The following is a 12,442-nucleotide window of genomic DNA, read 5'->3' on the forward strand; positions in this document are numbered from 1 at the left end:
CGACATTAAAAGTTCGAAAGAACTATTAAATATAATTTTATCTAAGTGTGTGTTTAGCGGCTGGAACTCCCCAAAGTTTCACCGCTTTTTTGTTTTATAGCGATTTTGTTTGCGCTACTTTAGTGTACTAAACCATCTTCTTTTTTAGATTTGCAAAAATTATCAGATTTTGAATTCAACAACCTTAAATATTGAAGCTCTTATCTTCTCATCGGAACAAAGTGTAACTATGTTTGAAATAATGCAGGTATTGCAGGCGGCCGGAGAAGAAAATGTAACAGAAGATAGTGTGAAAGAACATATAGACGCTATCCAGCAAAAATACAATAATCCAGACTTTGCTATTGCCCTGGTTGAGATCAATAAAGGATATCAGTTTCTAACGAAGAAAGATCATTACCAACTTGTTAATCAGTTGCAAATACAGAGATCTAAAAAACGCTTGAGTCAATCAGCTCTTGAGACCCTTGCTATCATTGCCTATAAACAACCCATAACAAAATTGGAGGTTGAACAAATAAGAGGTGTAAACTGCGATTATTCTATCCAGAAATTATTGGAAAAAGAGTTAATTACGATCGCTGGCAAGGCCGAAACAATCGGAAAACCACTCTTATATAGCACCAGCACTCTCTTTATGGATTATTTCGGAATTAGCAACAAATCACAATTACCTCAATTAAAAGACATTGCAGCAGAGCAAAATGAGATAGGAGAAAAACCAGAATAATTCGTCGTGCAGGTTTTGCTGAAATCGTTTTTATTTTATTTTTGCCACATACAGAAATCAAGAAATTTCGATAAATTAGTACTTAGATAACAGTATTATTTGACAAAACGCTTACCCAATCATTAGTATGAAAACGCCGAAAAACAATGTCACTATTAGTGGCAACACGACAAACGACGCCCTGAGGTCAAATACTAAGCTCGCTGAAACTAAAGCGACAAAAAAGTTTGACGATGATGAGGACGATGATTTTAACGACATCGACGATCTAGGTTTTGAAGAGCTTGGCACTTTCGACGATGATGATGATTATTAACGATATTTTTTAAGACACAAAGGAAGCATTCAGCACTCTGAATGCTTTTTTTATATATTGCTTTATGATTATAACGGAAGTTCGGGATAGGAAAACACGGAAAGAGTTTTTGGATGTAGCACGAGTTCTATATAAAAATGATCCGGTATGGGTTTGTCCATTAGATGTTGATGTGGAAAAGGTTTTTGATCCTGCACAAAATAACTTTCATCAACATGGTACCATCACTCGTTGGATCGCTAAAAATGAAAGAGGTGAATTAATAGGACGTATTGCTGCCTTTATTAATTACAAGAAAGCACTTAACTATGAGCAGCCTACAGGCGGGGTTGGTTTTTTTGAATGTATAAATGATCAGACAGTAGCCAATCAACTTTTCGATACCGCCCGGAACTGGCTTATTCAAAAAGAAATGAAAGCGATGGACGGGCCAATCAATTTTGGTGAAAATGATACATTCTGGGGGCTGCTGGTAGATGGCTTTACGCATCCCTCCTATGGAATGAATTATAATCATCCGTACTACAAAAACCTTTTTGAAACGTACGGCTTTGAATCTTTATATGAGCAAATCACCAACCACTTAAGTGTTCACAAGCCCTTCCCTGAGCGCTTTACCAAAATTGCAGAGTGGGTAGCCAAAAAGCCGGGATATAGATTTGAACATCTTAAGGTCAAAGAAATTGACAGGTTCGCTTCAGACTTTATGGAGATCTATAACGATGCATGGAAGGACTTCGAAAACTTTGTTCCGATCAACAAGGAAACCATTATTGAGAGTTTTCAAAAGATGAAGGCCATTATGGACGAGAATTTAATATGGTTCTCCTATGTTAATGATGAACCGGCCTCCTTTATAATTATCCTTCCGGATGCGAACCAAATTATAAAACCTCTAAAGGGAAAACTAGGAATTCTGGAGAAGTTGAAATTTGCTTACTACCGCTGGAGAGGCGTTACCAGGATGCGCGCTGTGGTGATGGGAACTAAACAAGCGTATCAGAAACATGGATTGGAATCCGCTATGTTCATTAAATTAAAAGAATATGTTCTGCCCCTTAATCAGTATGAGGAACTAGAATTATCGTGGGTGGGAGATTTTAATAATAAGATGCTTGCTATTCACGAAGCTACGGGTGCTACATTCGGAAAGAGGCATTTAACTATGAGAAAAATATTTTAACAATGATGCCCCGGAACTACCGGGGCATTTTTGTTATGACTGGTTAAGCCAGTACTTTGTTTCTTCTTATTTCTTCAAATAAGTCGATAATCTTTTTTTGAAGTTCAATTACTTCTGTTTCTCTTTCCTGTAAACGTTTAGTAATAGTTTCTAGTTCAGACACATATTTCTCTTGCTGTTCGCTATCGTTGAATGTAAGTAATTGTACTACTGTCATATCAAATAACTTAGAAATCTGCTCTAAACGAGAAAGATTAATATCTGTAATACCAGTTTCGATTTTAGAGAATGCAGGAATTGAAATATCTAATCGCTTTGCAACATCCTCCTGGCTCCATCCCTTCTGGTGCCTAAGCAGCCTTATCTTTTTTCCTAATGTTTTCATTTTCCTTTACAATTTAATATATACTCTTGCTGATTAAAGCCTTATCTGAAAGTAGGTTTAGGTCAGTTCCTCCAAAGTTTCCTGAACTCATGAGAAGCAAGTTTTTACCTTTATAATTAATAGAACTCAAAAATTCTACCATTATTTCAGGATCATTGAAAAAAATTAACTTTCCGTTACCAAATGCTTGTTTTACTAAAACATCATCGTAAGGTTTCAACTTTTTTTGTTCAAAAGTCAATTTATTAATGAATACCACGGGAACATCAGCTTTATCCATGCTACCATTGTATTCATTTAAAAAATCCTTATTTAAGCTACTGAAAGTGTGTAATTCTATCACTGCCACTAATTCACGTTCAGGATATTGTTCCTTTACAGCCTCAATAGTGGCGGTTAACTTTGAGGGTGAGTGAGCAAAATCTTTATATACGGCAGTAGAAATATTTTTTCCGAGAAGCTCCAATCTTTTAGCTGCACCTTTAAACGTACTGATCGCTGAATAAAACTTATCATCACTTATCCCAATTTTAGTACAGGCATTATGTGCCGCCTCAATATTTTGAAGATTGTGTCTTCCAAAGACCTCAAGTGGATAAATTTTTCCCTTCACCTTCAAATGCGTCACACCTTCCGCGGTATAATTCTCCACCGTTTTGTAGCCTATTTTAGCCAATCCGATCCCCGATCCTTCAACCAGTTCTTTTACAACAGCGTCTTCGGCATTATAAATAATTGTTCCATCAGGCTCAATGGTATCAAGAAAAAGTCTGAATTGTTCGAGGTAATTATCAAACGTAGGAAATACGTTGATATGATCCCAGGCAATTCCACTTATAATACCTACGTTAGCTTTATACAAATGAAATTTGGGTCTTCTGTCAATTGGAGAGGCCAGGTATTCATCTCCTTCAATAACAATGATAGGAGCATCACTCAACTGAACCATTGTCTCAAAACCTTCTAACTGTGCTCCCACGAGGTAATCGAATTCCTTGCCACAGGTTTTAAGCACATGAAGGATCATGGAGGTTATAGTTGTTTTACCGTGACTTCCACCTATAACTACCCGTAACTTATCTTTGGATTGCTCATAAACATATTCTGGGTACGAATAAACTTTCAACCCTAACTCCTGTGCTTTTTTCAACTCGGGATTATCTTCACGGGCATGCATACCTAAAATAACTGCATCAATTTCCGGAGTAATATTCTCAGGGAACCAACCCATCTCGACGGGAAGTATTCCATATTTCTCTAAACGAGAACGAGACGGTTCGTAAATTGCGTCATCCGATCCCGAAACCTGATGACCTTTTTTGGATAATGCTATGGCTAAATTATGCATAGCAGCACCACCTACAGCAATTAAATGTATACGCATTAAGAATTAATTCTTCGGAGTTAACAAAGACAAAGATAAAAAGAAGTTATTTTAATTTTTGTTTTACAAATTTTACAGACACCCAGTTATTCAGCGACTTAAAATTTACAAGGCTTAAATTGTGACGTTCGCACTCCTCAGAAATCATAGGAATATCCTCCTGATAAAATCCACTCATTAACAAAATCCCTCCCGGTATCAGTACTTCTGAATAACGATGTATCTGATCTAAAAGTATGTTCCGGTTAATATTTGCCAGAATTATATTAAATTCTTTATCAGGTATAACCTCTTTAGAGCCACAGATTGCAGAAATGTTTGAGCAATGATTAAGCTTGGCGTTTTCTAACGTACTTTCGTAACAAACCGGATCGTAGTCGATGGCAACTAATTCTGCTGCGCCTTGCTTTTCCGCTAATATGGCAAGAATACCAGTTCCGCAGCCCATATCTAAGACAGGGAGACCTGTTATCTCCTCTTCTAAGATGTACTCCATCATCATTGTAGTAGTTTGATGGTGCCCGGTACCGAAGGCCATTTTAGGATCAATTACAATTTCCAGGGGGTATTCAGGATGAGCCGGATGGAAGGTTGCCCTGACATAACATTGGTCTTTTATAACCAATGGCTCAAAATTACTTTCCCAAACCTCATTCCAATTCTTCTGGGGGATCAGCTCCTTCTCAAAAGAGAAATCGAACATATCAATGTAAGGACTTAAAACGCCGTCGAACACATCCTGATTGAATTCCTGAGCAGGAATATAGGCATTAAATCCATTAGGGGTTTCCTCAAAAGTATCAAAACCTGCTTCAGCCAAGGCGTTGATAAGCAGGTCTTGATAAAAATCTTCTTCTGTATTAACAGAAAAACTGAATTCGTAGTAATTCAATGTTATTTATTAAATTTTGTAATGATGTCTGTAAAGTCTCTTGATTTAAGAGAAGCTCCACCTATTAAGCCACCATCGATATCTTTTTGTGCAAATAAATCCGCAGCATTTTTAGGATTACAACTTCCGCCATATAGAATTGTTGTATCCTCTGCAACCTCTTCTCCATATTTAGCTGCAACTTCTTTACGAATAAATTCGTGAACTTCCTGCGCTTGCTCAGGGCTTGCTGTAACTCCGGTGCCAATAGCCCAAACAGGCTCGTATGCCAGAACAACTTTAGCAAATTCCTCAGCAGAGAGATGGAACACACCTTCTGCTAGTTGATCTTTTATTAACTGAAAATGGATATTCTGATTACGCTCTTCCAGAGTCTCACCGATACAAAAAATAGGTTTCAAACCATTTTTAAGAACTGCATCAGTTTTTTTTGCAAGAAGTTCATTAGTTTCTCCAAAATACTGGCGACGCTCTGAATGGCCGAGGATTACGTACTGTGCCCCTACAGATTTGATTTGAGAAGCAGAAATTTCGCCGGTGAATGCGCCCGACTCAGCCTCGTGACAATTTTGAGCTCCGACACTCACCTTTGGATTTCCTTTAGCAAGCTGTGCAACGCTGTAAACAAGTACTGCTGGAGGGCATACAATCACCTCCTGATCACCTCTGACTTCATCGTTAACCATATTTAATACTTCAGATATTAAACTCATTCCTGATGTATAATCAAGGTTCATTTTCCAGTTACCTGCAACAATCTTTTTTCTCATGATTTATTAAGATTTAAAAATTTCTATACTGCTTAGTTAGTTCAAATACGTTTTGAAGAATTTCCTTTTCAACGGAATCGAAATTGGAGTCACGACGTTCATAAACCCGTTCGGCCGTCTCAAACACTTTATTTATGGCATACACCTCGTAGCCCTGGGCTCCTCCCCATGAAAAATCTGGAATGAAGTTTCGTGGAAAACCCGCACCGAAAATATTAGCACTTACCCCAACAACAGTTCCGGTGTTAAACATAGTATTTATTCCACACTTTGAGTGATCTCCCATAATAAGACCGCAGAATTGCAAGCCTGTTTTGCGGAAGCGCTCCTTGTTATAATCCCAAAGCTTTACCTCGGCATAGTTATTCTTTAAGTTGGAGTTGTTGCTATCCGCTCCAATATTACACCATTCACCTAATACAGAATTGCCTAAATAACCATCATGTCCTTTACTGGAATTTTCGTATAATACTGCGTTATTGATCTCTCCTCCCACTTTGCAGTAAGGCCCCACAGTAGTTTTTCCATAGATCTTAGCGGCAAGCTTAACAAGCGCATGTTCACCCAAGGAAAAAGAGCCACGGATAACAGAACCTTCTAGAACTGTAGAATTTTTACCAAGATAAATAGGTCCGGTTGTTGTGTTAAAAATCGCACATTCTGCAGATACCCCCTCCTCCACGAAAATATTCTCACCCAGCACCGTGTTGGTACTGCTTAATTGAGCTGAAGTGCGCCCTTGAGTTAGGAGTTTAAAATCCAGTACTATTTCGGCATGATTGTAGGAAAATATGTGTTCAGGATAAACAATACGTGTAAAAGAGCCTGTGAATTCTTTCTGCTCTACATGCTGTTTCGAGGTGAAGAAATCTTTACCTACTCCCTTTACTGCAATTAAAACATCCTTCTGCACCAGAGCCTCCCCTTTTCCTAACTTGTCAATAGCCTCGAGCAGTAAAGGATTAGGACATACAGATCCATTAATGAAAATGCTATTGTCGGAAGGTTTGAAAGGAAATTTTACAGAAAGATAATCTGCTGTTAAATAAGAAGCTTCTGCGTTAAGGTATTTCTCCCATTTCTCGGCAATTGTTAATATGCCTATTCGCAAGGAAGCTACAGGACGAGTGAAAGTTAAGGGTAAAAGACTTTCTCGCGTTGAATCATCAAAGAGAACGATATTCATATCAGGGGCAAAAATAAAAAAAGTCCCGGCTGTTTAACCGGGACTTTAATATATTTTAAATAATATAAATTATTTTTTAGCGTAGCGGCTACGGAACTTATCAATACGTCCTGCAGTGTCTACTAACTTCATTTTACCAGTATAAAACGGGTGAGAAGTATGAGAGATCTCTAATTTAATTAATGGGTATTCATTTCCGTCTTCCCATTTAATTGATTCTTTAGTTTCGATACAAGACTGGGTTAAGAAAGCATAGTCGTTAGACATGTCTTTAAAAACTACCAATCTATAACTTTTTGGGTGCAAATCAGCCTTCATTGTTTCAATCCTTTTTAAGAGGCGCAAATATAGTGATTAACTTCAAAAATAAAAACACAAGGAAATATTTTTTGAAATTTATCTAAAAAACGGCGACCAGGTTTAATCAATAGCAAAAGGAAAGAATTGAATAATATTTGTAAAAGCCAACATAAATTCATCATGAAATAGAGAAAAACAACCTTCCGCTTAACAATATCGAACAATCGAGCGTATAAATATACATTTTTAACAAAATAAAGTCATTAAAATTAGATATATGGTTTAAAAAAGGTCCTTTTATTTAAAAAAAGAAAAAATATGCGCATCTTTCGAGTGGAATTAAACAGTTTCTCAAGAGAATGGCGCATCTGGCAGTAAGAAGCAAAAGGGTTATAACACCTGAAGGAGTAAAAGAGGCTACAATATTTATCCATGGCTCTACGATAAAAGCAGTATTGCCTCATAATGCTGAAGTAGATTGTCCGGTAAATGATGTTGGAAATAGATTAGTTATGCCGGGTGTTATTGATACTCATGTTCATATTAATGAACCTGGCAGAACTAGTTGGGAAGGATTTAATACTGCAACAAAAGCCGCTATTGCTGGTGGAATAACTTCACTGGTGGATATGCCTTTAAATTCCTCACCTACGACGACCACAGTACAGGCATTACAAAAGAAGTTTGCCAAAGCGAGTCAACAGATACATGCTAATTGCGGTTTCTGGGGAGGGGTAATTCCTGGGAACATCGATGAAATTGAACCTTTAATACAGCAGGGAGTTCTTGGATTTAAAGCTTTTCTTTCACACTCTGGTATAAAGGAATTCCCAAATGTAACAGAACGAGACTTACGAAAAGCGATGCCAATACTGGCAAAGTATAATTTGCCACTGCTAGTTAATTGCGAATTAATAGATGAAGCGACAGGCCTTAAAAAGCAGAGACCGCAATCATACGCCGATTATTTACTTACACGTCCGCAGAAGTGGGAAGATGATGCGATCGCATTGGTTATCCGCCTTTGTGAAGAATTTAATTGCAGAACACATATTGTAACACTTTCTTCATCCAACTCTCTTGAACAAATAGCGCTAGCTAAAGGTAAAGGAATACCCTTAAGTACAGAAACAGCTCAGCACTATTTATCATTTAATGCTGAGGACATTAAGGATGGGCAGACGCAGTTTAAGTGCACTCCTCCTATTCGTGGAAAAGAAAATAATGATCAGCTTTGGGATGCTCTTTCAACCGGGGCTATAGACTTTGTTGCTTCAGGCCATTCACCTGCTCCTCCCGAATTTAAAAGATTAGAAAGCGGTGATTTTATAAAAGCTTGGGCAGGTATTACATCTCTTCAATTTTCTCTTCCCGCTTTATGGACAGCAGCAAAAAAAAGATCCTTTAGTGTGTTGGATATTGCAAAATGGCTGTGTGAAAATCCTGCGAAATTAGCAGGACTTGAAAGTAAAAAAGGCAAGATATCGGCTGGTTTTGATGCAGATCTGGTGGTCTGGGATGAAAAAAAATCCTTTAAAGTTAGAGAAGCAATGATACATCACAAACACAAAACTACACCATACTTTTTAAGGGAACTATACGGGTTGGTGGAACAAACTTATATAGGGGGTACAAAAACTTACGATAGTGGTACATTCATGAGACTTAATGAAGGAAAGTTAATTTTAATGGACACAGGCGATTAAGCTACCCTGGAATCTAAACTCAGCTTAGATCTTACCGCAAACTTTTCCAAGATAATCCCGTTTCAATACAGGAAAGGGGTTTCGGATTATATTAGATGATCAGTGTGCCCCTCTTTGGATCGAGTTTTTCGAACGGATTAATATAAAGTTTTTAATTTTACAGCCACACTAACCCTAACTAGATGTATTTAGAGGATTTACGGTGCAGAAAATGTCATACGATTTATCACTATCAAATCCACCGATGGAGCTGGTTTAAAAAGTTCCTGGGATTTATTCCTCTTAGAGTTTTCTTTTGTGCGAAATGCTCAACTAAAAGATTCGTGTTAGTAAGTCCTAAACTAAGGAATAAACCTAAGTCTTCAGAACTATAAAGAACTAAAATTGCTAAGCTATGGATTGCGTAGCGTTTTTAAGAGCAGGAGGCATCTCTTCTATCGGTTTATTATTTCCCGCTATGATCTGCTGCACCTCCCCAATAATGTCCTGAGGAGAAACGATCCTTTCTTGTGCAGGAATGTAAAGATCATTCACATATCGGATAATCTCATTCTTGCTTCTTAAATCTTCAGCAATATCATATAGTAAAACAGCACCGGTCGAGTTCCAGGGGAAGTGCTGGGGATTTGAAAAGGCATATAACACGACTAAAGGAGTACTTGTAGCTGCTGCTATATGAATGGTGCCTGTGTTTACAGACACTACCACCCGGGCATTATCTATCAAAAGAATGAATTCTTTCAGATTAACCTTTCCCGCAAGGGAAAATGCATTACTCCCGATACCTAACTTTATTTCTTCGGTAAGGTTTCTTTCTGAAGGTCCTCCCGTTATTAATAACTGATAATCCTGTGCTAACAATTTCCCGGTTTCTATCCATTTTTCCGGAGCATACTCTCTTTTCTTTTCACTCACTCCAGGATGCAGGATAAGGTAAGGCTTTTGGATATCTACCCCTTCTCCTTCCAGTTTACCTTGTAACTCAGAAGATACAGCTTGATCAACCTTCAATGATAGGGATAAGTTTCTTGTTGATGCCCCTACTAAAGCAACAAGATCAAGGTCTCTCCTCACCTGGTGTTTAATCAGCGTGAATGGCTCAGGATCAGGAAACCAGTCCGTTAATAATCCGTAAGGATTCTCCCTACAGTACGCAAGACGCCTCGGAATTCCAGCTAAAAAGGCGAGCATAGCTGTTGGCAAGGGGTTTTGACTATACACTGTAAAAATTACGGCAGCATCAAAGGCTTTATCTTTAATAAGGGAAATGATCTCAGAAAAAGAGTCTTCAGTAACAAGGTTGTTTGACTTAACCCAAGGAACGTCATATACCAAAATCTCATCAATTTCCGGTATCATCTTAGCAATACCGGCAGCCATCGAAGAGGTAAGAACCGTAATGCTTGCATTAAAACTCTCCTTTAACGCCCTGATTGCTGGTGAAGACATCAGGAGGTCGCCCATGTTATCCGGGCGTATTACTAAAATATTCCTGCAAAGGCTCCAGTCACTTGTACTCATAGGATTTATGCTGGCTGCCTTAATTGTCCACCATTATTTATACGATGAATGATCCGGGTAGTAGAATGATCAGGAACAAAGGAAACAAATTCGATCTTTCCTCCCAATTCTTCAACAAGGCTTGCTTCAGGAAGTGTCTCTTTTGTATAATCCCCTCCCTTTGCATAAATATCGGGTCGTGCCGCTTTAATCAGCTCTACGGGTGAATCCTCATTGTGATGTCCAAAAGAAATTACATGATCAATTGAGCTTAATCCTGATAAGACTTCAATACGGTCATCAAGAGGATTAATTGGGCGGTCAGGTCCTTTCAATCGTTGCACGCTCTCATCGCAGTTCAAGGCTACAATAAGTACATCTCCCAGCTCCTTGGATCTGTTCAGATAACTCACGTGCCCGCTATGCAGAATGTCAAAGCAACCATTAGTAAACACAATCTTCTTTCCTTGAGAGCGATAAATATCTGCTATCTGCTTCAGTTCTTCAGTATCGGTAACCATTTTGCTATTTGAGGTAAAGAACGCCTTAAGCTCAGAATTATAGCATGGCGCGGTATCGTCCTTCTGAATAGCAACAGTTGCTGCTGCAATAGCTAGCTCAGTAGCAGAACCAATATCAGCGTTATTTAATAATGATAGAGTAAAAGCACTGATAAAGGTATCTCCTGCACCCACAACATTTGGAGCAGGAACATTATAAGCATCTGCGCGATAGGAAAGTTCACCCTCCTCAAAAATCAGTGCACCTTCGGCATCCAGGCTAAGTGCAATTATTTCAGCTCCGGTTTTTTCAAACAAAGCTTTCCCGGTAATTTCTGCCTGGCTTACCCTGGATGAGGACTGGTACTCCAATCCCGCGAGTTTCATTGCCTCAAAATAGTTAGGCTTTACTAAAGTTGGACGAAGATCTCTAAATGCAGTTAACTCCTTAGAATCTACAGATAGTAGCTTAGGGCTGCTCTGCTGCAGTTTCTGAAGTACCGAAACTATGTATGGAGTTAGAATGCCCTGATAATAATCACCGATCACAACAGCCTCAAAGTCGTCAAATCGTTCCAGAAGAACCTTCTCAAGCTTTTTTTGCGTATCAAGCTGTATAGCCTGTTGTGTCCCCTGATCAAATCTGGCAAGGATCTGGGCTTTTGCCATAACCCGGGTTTTAACAGTCGTCCGTCTTCCTTCTTCCTTAACGATAAAATCAGTACCAATACCCTTTTCTTTGAGTATGTCTATTGCCCGCTGTCCCTCTTCATCAGATCCTACTGCAGACAAGAAAGTAACTTCAGCCCCTAATGCACAAAGGTTAAGCGCAATATTAGCTGCTCCACCAACTGCCTCCTCTTTTGTTAAAACATTAACCACCGGAACAGGTGCTTCTGGAGACAGTCTTGTGCTATCGCCTTTTAGGTAGGAATCTAAAATTACATCGCCAATAACCAGTACCTTACTGCTATTGAATTTATTGATTATATGTTGATAGGAAGATTTCATATTTTTTTCAGGATAGATTTTTAGCAATATATAGAATGTGATTCGCGGCATCGTTTATATTATTGGCCATATAATCGGGCTTTCGAAATTCATTCATATACCATTCCGTTTCATTACCGTTATCAATCAGGATGCTCTTACACCCTGCACTATTTCCAGCTTCTACATCATGAAGAATATCACCTATCATCCATGATTTGCTTAAATCGATATCGAAATCTTTTGCTGCTTTAAGGAACATACCCGCCTTTGGTTTGCGACAGTTACAATCCATGGCATATTCTTTTACTGTACCGTCGGGGTGGTGCGGGCAGAAGTAGAAACCGTCCAGTTTAACTCCTTTCGACTGCAATAGTTGCCCAAGCTTTTCTTTTACTAAATCTAAAGCTTCTACTTTAAACAGGCCTCTGGCTACTCCGGCTTGATTGGAAATTATAATAAGCAAGTAGCCTTTTGCCTGTAATTTCTTAAGACCTTCAATTGTGTTGTCTTGTAAAACAATTAATTCCGGATCTACATTGTAGGGTACATCCGGAATTAAAGTACCGTCTTTATCTAAAAAAACCGCAGAGTTCATGT

General features: G+C 38.5%; 13 protein-coding genes. 4 read left to right on the forward strand and 9 right to left on the reverse strand.

Annotation, left to right across the window (positions count from 1 at the left end):
* Nucleotides 1-169: 169 nt before the first annotated feature.
* The 3 genes from scpB to J4N24_RS08195 all read left to right on the forward strand — a co-directional run bounded on the left by scpB (nucleotide 170) and on the right by J4N24_RS08195 (nucleotide 2,229).
* Nucleotides 170-730 (forward strand): SMC-Scp complex subunit ScpB, encoded by a 561-nt coding sequence (gene scpB, locus J4N24_RS08185; protein WP_256439363.1) that lies wholly within the window; start codon nucleotides 170-172, stop codon nucleotides 728-730.
* Nucleotides 731-857: 127 nt separating this feature from the next.
* A complete protein-coding gene (locus tag J4N24_RS08190; protein WP_207533184.1) occupies nucleotides 858-1,046 on the forward strand; it encodes a hypothetical protein in 189 nt (62 codons plus the stop codon).
* A gap of 64 nt (nucleotides 1,047-1,110) precedes the next feature.
* A complete protein-coding gene (locus tag J4N24_RS08195) occupies nucleotides 1,111-2,229 on the forward strand; it encodes a GNAT family N-acetyltransferase (RefSeq protein WP_207533185.1) in 1,119 nt (372 codons plus the stop codon).
* Between the two features lie 43 nt (nucleotides 2,230-2,272).
* On the opposite strand, the gene J4N24_RS08200 is transcribed toward J4N24_RS08195, so the two are convergent.
* From J4N24_RS08200 to J4N24_RS08225, 6 genes are all read right to left on the reverse strand, one after another.
* On the reverse strand, nucleotides 2,273-2,614 hold the full coding sequence (locus J4N24_RS08200) for a helix-turn-helix domain-containing protein (RefSeq protein WP_207533186.1): 342 nt from the start codon (nucleotides 2,612-2,614) through the stop codon (nucleotides 2,273-2,275).
* Nucleotides 2,615-2,627: 13 nt separating this feature from the next.
* Nucleotides 2,628-3,998 (reverse strand): UDP-N-acetylmuramate--L-alanine ligase, encoded by a 1,371-nt coding sequence (locus J4N24_RS08205; RefSeq protein WP_207533187.1) that lies wholly within the window; start codon nucleotides 3,996-3,998, stop codon nucleotides 2,628-2,630.
* 46 nt (nucleotides 3,999-4,044) lie between these two features.
* Nucleotides 4,045-4,890 (reverse strand): 50S ribosomal protein L11 methyltransferase, encoded by an 846-nt coding sequence (gene prmA, locus J4N24_RS08210; RefSeq protein ID WP_207533188.1) that lies wholly within the window; start codon nucleotides 4,888-4,890, stop codon nucleotides 4,045-4,047.
* Nucleotides 4,891-4,892: 2 nt separating this feature from the next.
* Nucleotides 4,893-5,660: a triose-phosphate isomerase gene (tpiA, locus tag J4N24_RS08215; protein WP_207533189.1), complete on the reverse strand. Its 768-nt coding sequence runs from the start codon at nucleotides 5,658-5,660 to the stop codon at nucleotides 4,893-4,895.
* A gap of 13 nt (nucleotides 5,661-5,673) precedes the next feature.
* Nucleotides 5,674-6,846 carry a GlmU family protein gene (locus tag J4N24_RS08220; RefSeq protein ID WP_207533190.1) on the reverse strand — a complete coding sequence of 391 codons (1,173 nt, stop codon included), beginning with the start codon at nucleotides 6,844-6,846 and terminating at the stop codon, nucleotides 5,674-5,676.
* Between the two features lie 69 nt (nucleotides 6,847-6,915).
* The gene (locus J4N24_RS08225; protein WP_207533191.1) at nucleotides 6,916-7,164 is read right to left on the reverse strand and encodes a type B 50S ribosomal protein L31; all 249 of its coding nucleotides are present in this window, start codon (nucleotides 7,162-7,164) and stop codon (nucleotides 6,916-6,918) included.
* A gap of 341 nt (nucleotides 7,165-7,505) precedes the next feature.
* Between J4N24_RS08225 and allB the strand changes: the two genes are divergently transcribed.
* A complete protein-coding gene (gene allB, locus J4N24_RS08230) occupies nucleotides 7,506-8,852 on the forward strand; it encodes an allantoinase AllB (RefSeq protein ID WP_207533192.1) in 1,347 nt (448 codons plus the stop codon).
* 387 nt (nucleotides 8,853-9,239) lie between these two features.
* Here allB and J4N24_RS08235 read toward each other — a convergent pair whose 3' ends face one another.
* Genes J4N24_RS08235 through J4N24_RS08245 form a run of 3 tightly spaced genes read right to left on the reverse strand, consistent with a single transcriptional unit; the run spans nucleotide 9,240 to nucleotide 12,440 of the window.
* Nucleotides 9,240-10,373, reverse strand: coding sequence for a glycosyltransferase family 9 protein (locus tag J4N24_RS08235; protein ID WP_207533193.1), 1,134 nt, complete (start codon nucleotides 10,371-10,373; stop codon nucleotides 9,240-9,242).
* 5 nt (nucleotides 10,374-10,378) lie between these two features.
* Nucleotides 10,379-11,863, reverse strand: coding sequence for a D-glycero-beta-D-manno-heptose 1-phosphate adenylyltransferase (gene rfaE2 / locus J4N24_RS08240; protein WP_207533194.1), 1,485 nt, complete (start codon nucleotides 11,861-11,863; stop codon nucleotides 10,379-10,381).
* A 7-nt stretch (nucleotides 11,864-11,870) separates the two neighbouring features.
* Nucleotides 11,871-12,440 (reverse strand): D-glycero-alpha-D-manno-heptose-1,7-bisphosphate 7-phosphatase, encoded by a 570-nt coding sequence (locus J4N24_RS08245; protein ID WP_207533195.1) that lies wholly within the window; start codon nucleotides 12,438-12,440, stop codon nucleotides 11,871-11,873.
* Between the last annotated feature and the right edge of the window lie 2 nt (nucleotides 12,441-12,442).

This window comes from Desertivirga arenae (genome assembly GCF_017355785.1).
Taxonomy (GTDB): domain Bacteria; phylum Bacteroidota; class Bacteroidia; order Sphingobacteriales; family Sphingobacteriaceae; genus Desertivirga; species Desertivirga arenae.